Source organism: Microbacterium aquimaris (assembly GCF_039531285.1).
In the GTDB taxonomy this organism is placed as follows: domain Bacteria; phylum Actinomycetota; class Actinomycetes; order Actinomycetales; family Microbacteriaceae; genus Microbacterium; species Microbacterium aquimaris.
On the sequence record NZ_BAAAPT010000001.1, the window covers coordinates 498458 to 513902 of the forward strand.

The window sequence follows — 15445 nt, forward strand, 5'->3', positions numbered from 1 at the left end:
CACCGATCGACGATCGACAGCGGGATGACGACAGAGAAGTCGCCACACAGGCATCGCAGCCATCCCCGTCACCACGAGAGGACACGCACATGGAAGTGAAGTCAGCAACTCGCCGATACGTCGGCATCACCGCCGTCGCCGGGCTCGCCTTCGGCTTGGCCGCATGCACGGGCTCATCGGACGACGCCGCCGGGGATGTCGACCCGGACGCCGTCTCGGGGGAGATCACCCTGCTGACCCCCATCTTCGAAGGCAGCCCGGGCCAGGCGTTGCTCGAGGACGAATTGCTGCCCCTGTTCTACGAGGAGTACCCCAACGTCTCCGTCGAAGTCGACTACACCACCTACGGCAATCTCAATGAGAAGCTCACCACGTCGGTCGCCTCCGGCCTCGTCCCGGATGTGATGCTCATGGGAGTCGGATGGATCGAAGGGTTCGCCGACAAGGGCGTCCTCGCGGAGCTGGGGGAACTCGGCCTGACCGAAGACCTGCTGAAGGAGACCTACGACGATGAGATCGTCGAGGCCGGAATGTGGGAGGACGGCGTGTACGCGGTGCCGATCATGCTCGACACCCGCTTCGGTGTGGCCCGCATGGACATCCTCGAGGAAGCGGGGTACGACGCGCCTCCCTCGTCCTGGGACGAGCTCGTCGAGATCGCCGAAGCCACCACGGTGCGCGCCGACAACGGTTCGCTCGAGCGGGCAGGCTTCGACATGCTTTCCCTCGATGCACGGCAGGCCTTCGAAGTGATGCTGTTCTCCGCCGGGGGCGACCTGTTCGACGAGGACGTCACCGAGGCGACCTTCAACGACGAGGCCGGCGTCGCCGCCCTGGGCCTGATGACAGACCTCATCAACGAGTACGAGGTCGAGGACATCGGGTTCACGTCGACCGACGACATCGTCAATCCCCTCATCAACGGGCGTGCGGCGATGGGCATCGCGCACAACAACCTCTGGACGCAGGCGCTCGAGGCCGACCCCGAGGCGCTCGAGCACATGGAGCCGTTCCTCATCGAGGGCACCGAGCCCGGCATGTTCTTCGGCGGCACGCTCGCGACTGTGTCGAACAGTTCGCAGTCCCCCGAGGCGGCGCGCGCGCTGCTGGAGTTCCTCTCCAGCCCCGAGGCGGCTCTCGCCGCCAACGAGCAGCGCGGAAACGTCCCCGCGCTGACGGAGTTGCTGGAATCGGACTACGTGCAATCCAACCGCTTCGTGCAGTTCGCGCTGGAGAACCTCGAGTACGCCAAGCGCGAGGGCGGGCCGTCGGAGTGGCTGGAGGTGCGAGGCGACTTCGCCCCGGCCGTCGAGGCCGCGCTCCTCGAGCAGAAGACGCCGCAGGAGGCCCTCGACGACCTCGCCGCGCTCGTCGACAACGCCATCGAATAATCCGCCACGGGTGCCCGGTCGACGCCGGCCGGGCACCCCCTGACCCCCGAGGGCTTGATGATGAGCACCATCGAACGCACCGTCGCACCGTCAGCGGACACCCCACCGCCGCCGCCCACGAAGAAGGCGACCCGCCGAGCCGGACTCAGCCGCGCCGAACGCAGCAAACGCCGCGCCGGCTGGCTCATGGTCGCTCCGTCGGCCCTCCACATCGGCATCTGGACGCTGATCCCGGTCATCGCGACGTTCTACCTGTCGTTCACCGACTACAACATCTTCGCGGCGCCGAACTGGATCTGGTTCGACAACTACATCGAGATGTTCCAGGATCCGGTGTTCATCCAGTCGATCTGGAACACGGTTTGGTACACCTTCTGGACCGTCCCGGTATCCATGGCGGTCGCCGTCGTCGTCGCCGTCGCCCTGAACCAGGGCCTGCGGGCACAGAAGTTCTACCGCACCGCGTTCTTCCTCCCGCAGGTCACCGCGACGGTCGCCATCGCCATGGTGTGGCTGTGGATCTTCAACCCGCAGTACGGGATCCTCAACGCCGCACTCGAGATGGTCGGGATCCCCGGCAAGGCGTGGCTGGTCGACCCCGACTGGGCCTTGTGGTCGGTCATCATCGTCGGCGCCTGGCAGGGCATCGGCATCAAGATGCTCATCTACATCGCCGCGCTGCAGAACATCGACGAGTCGCTCTACGAAGCCGCGTCCCTGGACGGCGCCTCGTCGGTACGCAAGTTCTTCAGCATCACCCTCCCGATGCTCAAGCCGGCGACCTTCTTCGTCTTCATCATCTCGATCATCGGGGCGTTCCAGGTGTTCGACCAGATCTACGTCCTCACCGACGGCGGCCCCGCCAACGCCACCACGATGATGACCTACGAGGTCTACCGCTCCGCGTTCCAGGAGTTCCGGATGGGGATGGCCGCCGCGCAGTCGGTCGTGCTGTTCGCCTTCCTGCTGGTGATGACCCTCATCAGTCGGCGGGTCACGAAGGAGGAGGACTGACCCATGACGATCACGACCACCCGAGCCCTCGTCATCGGCTCGAAAGCCGGGAAGTTCCGTCCCGGAAGCCACAAACGGCGACGCACCCGCAACACGATCCTGCTGAACGTCTTCCTCGGCCTCGGCGCGATCACGATGCTCGTGCCGTTCGTGTGGATGGTGCTGACGAGCCTGAAGTCCCCGGCGGAGCTGGCACAGTTCCCGCCGAGCATCCTCCCCGAGCAGTGGTTGTGGAGCAACTATGCCGACACGCTCGACGCCGCCCCGTTCGGCCTGTACTTCCGCAACAGCCTCATCATCGCCACCGCTCACACCCTGATCACGATCGTGCTGGGCTCGATGGCCGGGTACGCGCTCGCCCGCATCTACTTCCGCGGTCGGGAGATCGTGTTCCTGTCGTTCGTGGCGATGCTGATGATCCCGACCTACACCAAGATCGTCCCCCAGTTCCTCCTGGTGAAGTTCATGCCGCTGTTCGGGGGCAACGACATCTTCGGCCAGGGCGGCATCGGCTGGCTCAACAGCTGGTGGGCGCTCATCATCCCCGGTGGCCTGAGCGCGGCGGCGATCTTCCTGTTCCGGCAGTTCTACCTGTCGCTGCCCAGCGAGCTCGAAGAGGCGGCGCGTCTGGACGGTCTCGGGGAGTTCCGCATCTACGCCCAGATCTACACGCCGCTGATCAAGCCCGCGATCGCGACGGTCGGCCTCCTGACCTTCCAGGAGAGCTGGAACAACTTCCTGTGGCCGCTGCTCGTCACGCGCAGCAACGATCTTCGTGTGATCCAGGTCGGCCTGGCCGTGTTCCAACAGCTGGACAACACGCAGTGGCAATACCTGATGGCGGGGACCACCATGGCCACCGTGCCCATGGTGCTGCTGTTCATCTTCGCCCAGAAGTACTTCATCCAGGGCTTCACCAACGCGGGCATCAAGTAAGCCCCTCTCCCCACCCGACAACGAACGGAACCAGAATGACCATCGACCTCACCGGCCGCCGCGCCATCGTCACGGGATCGGGTGCCGGCATCGGCGCCGCGATCGCGAAGACCCTCGCCGACGCGGGAGCCGACGTCGTCATCCACTACGCCAACAGTGAGGCCGGCGCCACCGCCGTGAGCGAGTCGATCGTGGCGGCCGGACGCCGCTCGATCGCGCTGCGTGCCGACCTCACCGACTCTTCGGCCGCCGACGCCTTCATCGGTGAAGCGGTCGAGTTCCTCGGCGGCCTCGACATCCTCGTCAACAACGCCGGCCACCTCGTCGGCCGCGCGCCGCTGGCCGAGACGACCGACGAGCGCTGGCATCAGATCATGGACGTCAACGCCACATCGGCCTTCTTCGCCACCCGCCCGGCTCTGCCGCACCTGACCGCGTCCGAGCACGGCCGCATCGTCATGATGAGCTCGCTCGCCTCCGAGAACGGCGGTGGAGCCGGTTCCGTCGTGTACGCGACATCGAAAGCCGCGACCATCGGTTTCACGCGCGCACTGGCCAAGGAGATCGCGTCGACCTCCGTCACGGTCAACGCCGTGGCACCCGGGTTCATCGGCGACACCCCGTTCCACGACACGTTCACCCCCGCCGAGGCCCAGAAGAACATCGTGTCGGGCATTCCTCTCGGTCGCGCCGGCACGCCGCAGGACGTCGCGGATGTCGCCCTCTTCCTCGCCTCCGATCTGTCGTCCTACGTCACCGGACAGGTGGTCGACATCAACGGAGGACTGAACTTCCGATGACCTCCACACCGATGCTCCCGGCGCCGGAGATCGGCGACACCCGACCGGTGTCGCCGACGGCTCCGGGAGCCACGGTGCCCGATCGACCGGGTGGGTGGTGGCACGACTACGTCTGCCCGGTCCACGGCGTCGAACTCACCCAGCGCGTCGGCGACACCCACATCGGAGCCTGCGGCTGCCGCCTGCGCGGTGAGAAGTACACCGGCGGATGGCTCGCCCTCGAGCACCAGGCGCAGTCTCGCCGCGCACGCGTGCTCGCACGCCGCTTCCGCGCCACCGGCGACACCGCGGACAGAGACGCGGCCATCGAGCTCGTCGAGTCCTACGCACGCGTGTACGTGCGCATCGCGGCAGACGGGTGGAGCGCGCAGAGCGAGCCGTGGATGCTGCGCGGCAAGCTGTTCGCCCAAGCACTGTCCGAGGCGCAATGGGCCGTCGGAATCGCCGACGCCGCCCTCGTCCTCGCCGGGGCGTGGACCCCCTCGTCGCACGTGCAGGAGATGTTCGGGCATCTCGCGGAAACCTTCGTCGACGCGCGTCGCACCCTCGTGGTCGACCGCGATGACCAACGAAACAACTACACCGCGTGGCTCGATGCCGCCTACCGGCTCGTGACCCTCGCCCAGACCACGTGGGACGACCACTGCTTCCCGGCGCCGGTCGACGACGTCGCCTCGCATATGCGCCTGGCCGTCATGCCGGACGGCTGGGAGTGGGAGGCGTCCACCTACTACCACGTGTTCGTCCTGCGCGGATACCTGCTGGCGCTGCGCGGCACCGACCCGGCTGCGCTTCCCGACGCCGTCGTGGACACCCTGCGTCGCATGATCGACGTCCTCACGGTGATCGCGACACCGGACGGGTACCTGCCCGCGCTGCACGACGGCCCCTACGACCGTGTCCACATGCACCGAGAGGTGCTGGAGATCTGCGTCCTAGCCTCCGGGCTGTTCGCCGAGACCGGCCTCGACCGGATCGAGGACTGGGCCCGGGCCCGGCTGGGCGTGGGGCACGACGGCCTCGAAGACCTCCTCGACGGATGGTTCCGTGGCACTCCCGTGGCCGCATCCCCCGCACGGCGCGGCCCCCGTCGCTTCGACGATGCCGGGTTCGTCGTGCTGACCGACGATGTCATCCACGCCGTGCTCGACGCCGGACCCCACGGGGGCGCCCACGGACACCTCGACAAACTCGGTCTCTACCTCTACGGGCGTGACGCTCGGTGGCAGCCCGCCCCCGGAGTGCCACCGTACGCCAGCCCGCTGCGGCGAGGTCACTATGCGCGTACGGTCGCGCACCCGACCGTACGCGTCGACGGCGAAGACCAGTGCGAGGCCACCGCGACGGTCACCGCCTGGGACGCGGCGTCGTGCACCGTCGTCGGGATGACCGAGGATGCCGTCCCGGGTGTCGTCCTGTCTCGTGCGGTTTCCCTGCGCGACGGTCTGCTCATCGACCTGGTCCGTGCACGGACGGCGGACGGCGCGTCGCGCGCGATCACGCTGGGCTTTCGTCCCGGCGTGCCGCTGACCGTGTCCATGGACGAGACGGTCGTCTCCAGCCAGTGGCGGGGAGAAGCGGCGACCCTCCACGGATCGCATGCCTCGTCCCGCGCAGAGGCCACGCTCGTGTCGCTCCCCGGTCGCGGCCCCTCCGACCGACCGGCGATCCCGGCGACGATCGCCGACTGGAGCGTCGAAGCCGCCGACGTGTCCTTCCTCTCCGTCTACCGCGCCGGCGCACCGGTGCGCCTGCGCGATGTCCGATTCACCGACGCCGGTGCCGTCTTCCGCTGCGAAGGCGACCCCGACACCGATCACGAGGTTCGACTGTGACCCACCCCATCCTGCTCCACGGCCGCGAAGATGTGCTCCGAGGAGAGCTCGACTCGACCCGTCGCGCCGCTTTCCGACGACTGCTGGAGGAGTGCGAGCGCATGCGCACGATGGACCTCCCCCAAGAGCATCCACTCGCCTCGATCACCTACTTCGGCCCCGGCTCGGCGAACCTCGCGCTCGCCTACCGCCTGACCGGCCAGCAGCACTATCTCGACGAGCTCCGACGGTGGATCGCCCCACCGCTGTCCTTCCCCCATTGGGGCAAGGCGAACCTGCCCGATCACGACCTCGATGCGGGATGGATCCTGCACGGTCTGTCGCTGGCGTACAGCTGGGCCGGCGACGCGCTGGAGCCGCACGAGAAGGAAGCGGTCGAAGCCAAGCTGCTGCTGCAGGGGCGACGGCTGTACGACTTCGCGGTCGAGACCGAGGGAGGCTGGTGGTCGTCGTCGTACTGGCAGAACCACAACTGGATCTGCTATGCCGGGCTGGCCACCGCGGGATACGCCCTGCAGGACACGTATCCGGAGGCACGGTCCTGGACGGAGCGGGCGAAGGAGAACTTCGCGCTGGTCCTGGACCACCTTCCCGACGACGGGTCCAACAACGAAGGTGTGGTGTATTGGCGCTACGGCGTGCCGTGGATCGCCAGCTACCTCGATGTGCTCCGCGATCAGGAGGACATCGACTGGTTCCGCCGAGGGAGCTATCTTCGGGAGACCTTCTGGTACCGGCTCTACCAGGCCGCGCCCGACCTCGAGCGGATCGTCGACCACGGCGACTGCCACGACCGTCGCAGCGGGCACCCGGTGGCGCTGTACCGGAAGCTCGCGGCCGAGTACCGGATCCCGCAGGCGCAGTGGTTGGCCGACCTCGTCGACGAGCGGTTCTACTGGCGCGAAGCGTATGAGAGCGGGGTCAAGCCGGGCGTCCGTCCGGAGGCCTACCAGGAACTCCTGTGGCTCGACCCCGAGGTTCAACCGGAGGGCCCGGAATCACTGCCGCCCCGACGCTTCTTCCCCGATCTCGGACTCGTCGTCGGACGCACCTCCTGGGACTCCGACGCGGCCATGGTCTCCTTCAAGGCCTCACCCGGGGGCGGCCACAAAGCCTGGGAGTCATCGCACGCACAGCGCCGGGAGAACGGATGGGTGACCCTCAACGCCGGCCACCACCACCCCGACGCGGGCACCTTCGTGTTCCTGGGCGAAGGGTCGTATCTCGCCGTCGACGAGGGATACTCGTCGCGCAAACGCACCGAGCACCACAACGCGATCCTCATCGACGGAAACGGCTTCGTGAATGAGGACCGATACCACGTGTTCGAGAACCTCCCCTACGAGCACACCGCGGAGATCCTCACGACGACGCTCGACGCCGGGTTCACCCACGCGGTGAGCGAGTGCTCGGCCATGTACGACACGTCCCTCGGTGTGCGTCGTGTCCGCCGTCACGTCGTCCTGACCCCGGGTGGCGCTCTGGTGGTCGCAGACGACCTCCGCGCGGATCGGGAGCGCGAGTGGACCTGGCTGCTGCAGCTCGACAACGCGCCACTGCCGCTCGGAGCCGACCGGTGGATCGGGGAGGCGGGACACGCCGTGATGCCGATCGCCGCGCTGGACGACACCGCCGCACGGGCGGAGATCGTGCGGACCGGCGTACACGCGAACCCCACGTCCTCCACCCCGTCCCTCGCCATCGAGAAGGTGCAGCACACGCTTCGCCGGCACACACCGCGGGTGCGCGAGGCGCGTCTGGTCACCGTGCTCGAAGCGAGACGCTGGGACGACCGCACCCCCGCCGAGCTGAACCTGGCCCGTCACAACGAGGGCATCGTCGTGACCATCCGGCGCGGGCCGACGACCGAGACGGTCGCCCTGGGCTGGGAGGGCGCGACTGCGCCGATCCCCGGCGCCGTCGCGCAGGGAATCGGCTTCGCGGGGAGCAGAATCGACGCACGATGAGAGGTATCGACGGGCGGCCACGCAAAGCGCCACGCTGGGAGGGTCGAGCGCTCGGCGCGCTGATGTACCCGGCGAACGTGGTGGCCGGTGCGATCGCCGTCCTCATTCTGTCGGTGCCCGTGGTGACCATCCTGCCGGCGACCCTGGCCCTCAGCCGCGCCTATGCCGCATGGGTGCACGAGGGCGATGACGCCGTCTTCACGAACACGTTCCGCGAGTTCCGCGCCACGTGGCGACGGAGCCTGCCCCTCGGCCTCGGTGCCACGGTGATCTTGGCGGTGCTGGTCGTGGACGGGGTGTTCCTGATCCGGGAACTCACCGCCGAGACACCCTCGATCGGCCTCCTGTTCGCCGCGGCGACCGTCCCGTTGGCCGTCGCGGCGGCGGTGTACTTCTTCGCCGTCGCCGCGGCCGGAGCCGCCGCTCCCGATGGAACCCGCCGGGATTGGCTCGCGCTCGGCGGACGGCTGATGCTGGCGATGCCGGGCAGGTCCCTGGCGGTGGCGGGGGTCGTGGTGGTGTGCGTCCTCGCGAGTACGCTCCTGCCGACGCTCGCGCCGTTCGTGCTGATCTCGGTGCCCGCCGTCACGGCGACGGGCCTGTGGCTCACGCTCGACACGACGGACCACCCCTAAGTGGGGGGCGACGCGGCAGGTCGTGCCGCTCTGCGCATCCTGTACGTCGACACGTTCACCATGGCGGTCGGGTTCTACATGCTGATCCCGCTGCTCGCCTTTCACTTCCTCGACGATGTCGGGCTCACCATCGCCGTGGTCGCCGCGCTGACGGCGGTGCGCACGGCGGCGCAGAACGGCACGATGCCGCTGGCCGGCTGGGTCGCCGATCACATCGGATTCCGCAACGCGATCCTCATCGGCGTCCTCGTCCGCGCGTCGGGTTTCGCCCTGTTGGGGGCCTCCGATCACGTCGCGATGCTGACGGTCGCCTCGCTGCTGACGGGACTCGGTGGGGCCCTGTTCCACCCGGCGAGTTACTCCGCCTACGCCGCGCTGGCCCCCGAAGGCGATCGGGTCCGCGTGTATGCGACGCGGGAAGTCATCAGCAACGTCGGTTTCATCGCGGGCCCCGCACTGGGCGGTGTGCTCGCGGGCGTCGACTTCGCCATCGTCAGCACGGGCTCGGCGGCCCTGTTCCTCGTGGCCTTCGTGGTGAGCTTCTTCGGACTCCCGCGGGAGGCCCGCGACCCCGACCGGACTCCGCCGCGACTACGCACAGCCTTCCTCGATATGGCCTTCCTGCGCTACTGCGCACTGGTGGCGGGCATGGGGGTGATGATCACACAGTTCTATCTCGTGATCCCGTTCCGTGCGGATCAGCTGCTGCCGGGGTCGATCGGCGTCGGCGTCGTCTACAGCGGCGCGGCCGTGGTGATGGTCGTGACGATGCTCCCGTTGACGGCGTGGACGAATCGGACCTTCACGCGCCCCGTGATCCTCGCCGGAGCTGCCGTGCTGCTCGGGGGCGGGATCGCCGTCATCGGGGCTGCACCGACCACTCCCGTGATGCTCCTCGGCGTGGCGGTCTTCGTCGTCGGTCAGATGCTCGCGCAGCCCGTGATGAACGCCGTCGTGTCGGGCTTTGCGCCGGATGGTTCGGTCGCGAGTTATTTCGGCGTGCAGGGCCTGGCCACCGCGATCGGCGCGATCACGGGGAGCGCGATCGGCGGAGTGGTGTACTCGGTCGCCGGCTCCGACCCGAGGACATGGGCATGGCTCTTCTTTCCCGTATGGGGCGCCGTCGTCGCATCCGCCTTCGCCGTCGCTCGTCCCGGAAGCGCGCCCCGCTGAGCCGAAAGCGCCGCCGCCCTCGCCGAATGGGAGGACGGCGGCGCCTGGGGGTGGACAGGTGTCAGCTGCGGAGATGCCGGCGCCGCACGATCATCAGCACACCACCGCCGACCACCAGTGCCGCCGCGAGGAGCAGCAGGCCGAGCGGGACCGTTGAACCGGTGACCGCCAGGTCTCCCCCGTCAGCCTCATCCGCGCCGCCGCCGGGGGCGGTCGGGGCGATGACCGTGATCTCCGCGGAGACCGTCGCGCCCGACTCTGCCACAAGGACGATCTCGTGCGCCCCTGGTGCGGTGGCTGCCGGGATGGTCACGGTCGTCGCGAGCGCCCCTTGGGCGTCTGCGTCGACGGATTCCAGGAGCACCGGCTCGGAGTGCAACTCGATCGCGACGGTCTCACCGGCGCCCAGGCCCTGAGCGGTCAGGCCGAGCGATCCCCCGGCCTCGACCGTGGTCGCTGACAGCGACAGCACCGGACCCGCCGGATCGGTCGGCGTAGGTTCCACCTCTCCACCGACCTCGATGACCAGAGAGTCGCCGGCTGCCACCGGGACGGTGATGATGCCGTCGTCGACGACACCGTCGACGACCAACCCGTCGATGGTGACCTCTCCGTCTCCGGTGAGTGGCAGGTGCACCTCACCCGCTCGGGTGGCGGTGTAGAGGTATCCGCCCTCGGCAACCGTGAGCCACGCGGCCCCCGGCTCGTCGAGAGACACGCCGACTCCGCCATCGGTCAGGCGGGTACCCGCGCCGAGGTATGCACTGACGAACCCGTCTGCGTCCGACGTATGCACGCCGTAGGAACCCGCGAAGGTCGCCCCCGCCACCGGCTCGAGCACGTCGTCCACGGTGCTGGTGAAGACGCGGTCGACGCGGTCGTCCAGGTCGTCACTTCTCACCTCGAGCCCCGTGAACCCGTCGGCCTCGCCGAAGCTGTCGACGGCCGTGATGCCCACCTCGTCGGACCCGGTGGATTCATAGACCGCGGCGAAGGGGGACGCCACGGCGTTGACGCCGTTCTGACGCACGATGACGGCCTCCGTCGGGTCATCGAACGCGTTGACGGCGCGCGGCGTGAGGTTGTCGCGGATGGTGGTCGGCGGCGCCGTCACCGTGAAGACCTCGCGCCCGGCACCTCCGATCATCCACATGTCGGTCACGAGGTCGGTGCCTTCCGCGACACCGTCGTCGATCGTCCAGCGTGCGCGCAGGTCGCCGTCGTGGGCGACCTTCTCCGGCTCGCTGAAGAACCGGTACGTCGGAACCGGTGACCCGAGGTCGTCCGCCGGCGCGGTGGCGAGGCCCGCCCCGGCCTCATCGAACAGCTCGACACGATCACCCAGGCTGTGCCAGATGTAATCGGAATCGTCCTGGTCGGCGCGGAAGACGTCGACGTAGAACCCCGTGGTCGGCGACGTGCGCACGATCGCGAGCTGACGTCGGTGGTCCTTCGCGGAGACGTCCGCGAAGGAGTTCCACGGCGACGTCGTGCCGGGAGCGACGAGGCTGTCCTCGGGAACGGCCGGATCCATCCCGTTGACCGTGATCTCCCCGTGGTTGTACCCCGGCACGACCGTGTTGGCTCCGGCCTCGTGTCGCGAGTACGTGATGTCGCTCGACCAGTACGACTCGTAGGACTTCGCCTGCGGCGCCGTCGCCCACCCCTTGCCGTAGATCTGCGCGGCAAGTCCGTTGGCGGTGAGGTGCTGTTCGCCGTTGTATCCCCCGTACAGCGTCGCCATGAGCGCCGCGCCCGGCCCCTGCCCGTTCCGCTGCACGAGGTGGCGGTGATGCTCCGAGTACGCCATCTGGCTGGGTCCGCTGCCTTCCACGGGGTCGACCAGCGGCGCCGCGTACATCAGGTCCAGATACGACATCGTCGAGCGTTCGTAGAGCCCCGCGTCCATCGCGTTGTGGATCACCGTCGACACCGTCGCCGCGCCCGCCATGTCACCGACCTCCTGGTAGTACCAGTTCAACCGCTCGAAAGGCGCGTAGCTCGGCTGGCCGCCGCGTCCGTCGCCGAAGACCACCAGCGTGCCGCGGTCGTCGAGCCACGCGCCGACGGCGAGTGCTGCTTTCTCGAGCATCGGGTAGTCACCGATGGTGTCGATGCCGTTGTTGTAGATCGGAGCGGCGAAGTCCAGCAGCTCCTTCACCATGGCCGACGCGTATCCCGGAGACTCCGGCCACAGACCGGTCGTCTGGTCGTACTCGAGCAGGATGTCCGGGAGCGCGTTGTGGTAGTTCGTCGACTCGGTGGTGTAGTAGTGCAGGTAGTGCTCGCGACCCTTGCCGTCGGCGTAGTAGTCGTTGGATTCGAGCGCGAGGATCGCGTCGAGGATGCACTTCCAGCCGTTGACGTTCCAGTTCGACTGCTTGGCACCTCGGACGAATCCGATGTCGATGAACCTCTTGAAGACCTCGCCGGAGACCTCCGTGAGGTCCTTGCCGATCACATCGAGGTGCGGGTCGGGGTTGGCCAGCAGGTAGTCGTACAGGTAGTCGTACACGATCGCGGCCTGCCCGCCCATCGGATCGTGGATGACCTCGTAGTCGTAGTAGCCGAGGTTGCCACCGGGCTCGTAGCCGCCGGGGCCGCCCATGGACTGTCCCGGATCCAACGCCGGGTTCATGTAGTAGACGCCGAGCAGCCACTGCCAGTAGATGTCCGCGCCGAAGGCGGCGTACTTCTCTTCGCCGGTGACGTGGTGCAAGAAGGCGGCCTCCTCGGCGAGCCGGAGGATCTCCTCGTTGTTGAGACGGATCATGTGCCCGGTCTCCTCGTAGGGCACGACGTCGCCGTTCTGGTTCCGCATCGAGCCGTCCGCACTGTAGGGGAGGCGCTCTTCGAGCGGGGCGTTCTTGTTGTCGTTCCAGATGCGCATCGCCGGGAAGCGCACGGTCGGCACGGGGGCGTCGCCCTCGGCGTAGTCGAACCTCTGGTCGGCGATGTACACCTGCGTGTAACGCTCGCCTTCCTCCCAGAACATCGCCATGCGGGACAGGATCCACTCGGGATCGGTCACGTGACGATCGGCGAGCGGCTCGATCCTCTCGACGATCGCGTCGAAGGAGTCGGCGGCCCAGTCCTCGGTCGCGACCAGGTCCTGCAGACGTGCGTCGGTCTCGGGGCCGGAGAGGATCTGCGGATGCGAGGTCTGGACCTCATACGTTCCGCGCACGATGACATCGACCGTTGCGGTCTCGGTCGAGCCCCCGAAGGTGACCACGGCGGTGAGGGTGACGCTGGCGTCTTGCGCCCCCGCGGGCCGGGTGACGCTGCCGTCATCGGTGACCACCGACGGGTCGCTGCTGCTCCAGGTGATCTGCGAGCCGTACTCCCCCTCCGCCGGGAGGACGATGTCGGTGTACACGGGGTTCTTCACCAGTGCCGAAAGAGATTCGGCGTCCGCAGTCACGACGGCCGCCTCCGTCATCGTCGAGATCGACAGCACCGGCTTCATGTTCTCATCCGCCGCACGGGAGGACCGGAACTCGGAGGCGTGCGACCCGGTCTGGTTCATGTGGACGTCGAACGTGGTCTCGTCGGCATCGACAGCGGCCCGCACCCCGGCGACCACGTCGAGCGACACATCGACCGGCGGAGTCGACACGTTCGCGTTCGGCACCCGCCCGCCGCCGATCTGCTCGCCTATCGGGGGCATGGTCTCGCGCGTCACCGAGGCGTCCCAGTCACCGAGGACGTCGCTGACCACGATCTCCCCGCCCGTCCCGTGGTACTTCGTCATCTCGAGCGTCGCCTCGGTCACGATCACCCCATCGGGGAGGTCACCGAGATCGAACCGCATCAGGGTCTCGCGGCCGCGGCCCGCGAGCAGAGACTCGGTGATCTGGGCGTCTCCTCCCTGGACGAAGAGGTCCTGGGTCGGCTCGATCTCGATCGTGGAGACCTCTGGGTCGGCGGCCTGCGCGGCTGAGGTCCCCGTCGTCGCCCCCGCAGCCGTCACGGCCAGCGCCGCCGCCATCGCAGCGGCGCACCATCTGGTGGCCGGCTTCTCGAGCATCTTCAGCGTCATCGCTTCACTCCTTCTCCGGGCGGCATCGCCCGCGACGGAGCAAACATAGGATCTCCACAGGACCGAAGGCAAGCGTTTTCCACATCTTTCCGCAGGCTTCCCCGAAGGAATGGATGAAACGTTGCAGAGTGGTGGGACCTATGAAACGGACGGAAACCGCCGTCACTCCGTGCCGTCCGGGCGCGGCGGCGGTGGGGTGGGGATCGGCTCGGTCGGCGGGGCGCCGTAGCGGAAGGTCGGCACGCCCCAGCCGAGGAAGAGGGTGCCCAGTCGAATGGCGAGGATGATGACGATGGGCACCCAGAACACGACGATCCTGTCCAGGTCGAACTCGAGCAGGAGCACGTAGACGCCCGCGCCGATGAACGCGGCGGTGGCGTAGAACTGTCCGCTCCGGAACACGTCCGGCACGTCATTGGCGAGCACATCCCGGATGATGCCCCCGCCCACGCCGGAGATGACGCCGATGATGGCCGCCGCGACGCTGTCTGCTCCAGCGGCGATCGCGACGTTCGTGCCGACGACCACGAACAGGGCCATGCCCGCCGCATCGCTCACCTGGACGATCTGGTACCGGTGCAGCAGATCGAGGGCCCGCGTACGGGTGAGGGGTACGACGATCAGGGCGGTGACTGCGCCGACGAGGAGGAACGTCGGGTTGTCCACCCAGAACACGGGAAACTCCCCCAGGAGCAGGTCGCGCATCGTGCCGCCGCCGACGGCGACGATGCAGGCGAGGACGACGACGCCGACGAGGTCCATCTTCTTCCGCCCCGCCGCAACGGCTCCCGAGATCGCGAAAGCGACCGACCCGGCGTACTCCATCACCACCTGGATGACGCCCAGGGCCGAGGAGATCGGGTCGCCACTCACGCTCATGTTCCCACTGTGGACCACCGGCGTCCCCGACCGCGACGGCTCACCGGGGCTCGACGCGAGTGTCGACCAGGGGGTGAGTCGGCGTATCGTGTCGGGCATGGGCACCATCTACTACGGCGGATCCGCCACCCCCATCCACATCGAAGACCGTGCCCTGGCACACCTCAAGGTCGTGATCGCGACCAAGCTGCGTCGCAACGAGAGCTTCACCGTGTCCTGGCAGCACCCCACCGGAGAGCCCGAGGGCCGCAGCACCCTGTGGCTGCACCCTTCGATCCCGCTGCGCTTCGTCTTCGACGCACCTGAGCCTCCGGAGCTCAGCCGTCAGTGGATCGAGGACCTCGCGAACTCGGCGAACTCCTCCGGCGGCATCCAACTCGTGACCGAACAGGTCAGCGTCACCGAATAGCCGCCTTCCGGCGGCGCGTCAGGCGCGCGGCGGGTTCGCGTCGGTGACCGGCGCCTCGTCCTCGGGCGGCTCCGGGACGATCCACAGACCGTTCGGGCCGCTGGCGGTCTGCATCAGCTCTTCGACCCATAGCCGGTTGATCCGGGGCTGACGGCTGCCGAAGAAGTGGAACTGCATCGCCACCGACGGGTGCATCCAGAAGCTGCGGCGACCGCTGCCGTCGCCGACCTCGACGTCGAACATGAACGACTCGGCGCGACGCAGCTTGTTCATCACGACGATGCGCAGGTGGGCGAGCACCCGGTCTTCGATGTCGACCGACGTTGAGGAGTTGTCGTAGATGAAGCGACCCATGACCGCGAGC

The 15445-nt window shown here is 68.0% G+C and carries 12 protein-coding genes; 9 read left to right on the forward strand and 3 right to left on the reverse strand.

The genetic code is table 11. The features are described 5' to 3' along the window. Positions 1–89 precede the first annotated feature (89 nt). From ABD204_RS02405 to ABD204_RS02440, 8 genes are read left to right on the forward strand one after another with little or no spacing between them, the layout of a single operon-like run. A complete protein-coding gene (locus ABD204_RS02405; protein ID WP_194423109.1) occupies positions 90–1391 on the forward strand; it encodes an ABC transporter substrate-binding protein in 1302 nt (433 codons plus the stop codon). Positions 1392–1451: 60 nt separating this feature from the next. After that, entirely contained in the window at positions 1452–2405 is a 954-nt protein-coding gene (locus tag ABD204_RS02410) for a carbohydrate ABC transporter permease (RefSeq protein ID WP_241747759.1), read from the forward strand. A 3-nt stretch (positions 2406–2408) separates the two neighbouring features. Next, positions 2409–3341 carry a carbohydrate ABC transporter permease gene (locus tag ABD204_RS02415; protein WP_194423111.1) on the forward strand — a complete coding sequence of 311 codons (933 nt, stop codon included), beginning with the start codon at positions 2409–2411 and terminating at the stop codon, positions 3339–3341. Positions 3342–3376: 35 nt separating this feature from the next. Continuing rightward, positions 3377–4141, forward strand: coding sequence for an SDR family NAD(P)-dependent oxidoreductase (locus ABD204_RS02420; protein ID WP_194423112.1), 765 nt, complete (start codon positions 3377–3379; stop codon positions 4139–4141). Then, complete coding sequence (locus tag ABD204_RS02425; protein WP_194423113.1) at positions 4138–5976, forward strand: heparinase II/III domain-containing protein; 1839 nt, start codon at positions 4138–4140, stop codon at positions 5974–5976. The genes ABD204_RS02420 and ABD204_RS02425 overlap by 4 nt, the downstream gene beginning before the upstream one ends. Then, complete coding sequence (locus ABD204_RS02430) at positions 5973–7943, forward strand: DUF4962 domain-containing protein (RefSeq protein WP_322597481.1); 1971 nt, start codon at positions 5973–5975, stop codon at positions 7941–7943. Before ABD204_RS02425 ends, ABD204_RS02430 begins: the two co-directional genes overlap by 4 nt. Further along, entirely contained in the window at positions 7940–8578 is a 639-nt protein-coding gene (locus ABD204_RS02435; protein WP_194423114.1) for a DUF624 domain-containing protein, read from the forward strand. The genes ABD204_RS02430 and ABD204_RS02435 overlap by 4 nt, the downstream gene beginning before the upstream one ends. Further along, positions 8579–9751 carry an MFS transporter gene (locus ABD204_RS02440; RefSeq protein WP_194423115.1) on the forward strand — a complete coding sequence of 391 codons (1173 nt, stop codon included), beginning with the start codon at positions 8579–8581 and terminating at the stop codon, positions 9749–9751. 61 nt (positions 9752–9812) lie between these two features. Here ABD204_RS02440 and ABD204_RS02445 read toward each other — a convergent pair whose 3' ends face one another. Both ABD204_RS02445 and ABD204_RS02450 read right to left on the reverse strand, forming a co-directional pair. Beyond that, on the reverse strand, positions 9813–13793 hold the full coding sequence (locus ABD204_RS02445) for an immunoglobulin-like domain-containing protein (protein ID WP_194423116.1): 3981 nt from the start codon (positions 13791–13793) through the stop codon (positions 9813–9815). Positions 13794–13955: 162 nt separating this feature from the next. Next, the gene (locus ABD204_RS02450; protein WP_194423117.1) at positions 13956–14672 is read right to left on the reverse strand and encodes a trimeric intracellular cation channel family protein; all 717 of its coding nucleotides are present in this window, start codon (positions 14670–14672) and stop codon (positions 13956–13958) included. A 97-nt stretch (positions 14673–14769) separates the two neighbouring features. On the opposite strand from ABD204_RS02450, the gene ABD204_RS02455 reads away from it, so the two are divergent. Next, a complete protein-coding gene (locus ABD204_RS02455; protein WP_194424193.1) occupies positions 14770–15081 on the forward strand; it encodes a DUF7882 family protein in 312 nt (103 codons plus the stop codon). Between the two features lie 18 nt (positions 15082–15099). Here ABD204_RS02455 and ABD204_RS02460 read toward each other — a convergent pair whose 3' ends face one another. Beyond that, on the reverse strand, positions 15100–15435 hold the full coding sequence (locus ABD204_RS02460; protein WP_194423118.1) for a DUF7882 family protein: 336 nt from the start codon (positions 15433–15435) through the stop codon (positions 15100–15102). Positions 15436–15445 lie beyond the last annotated feature (10 nt).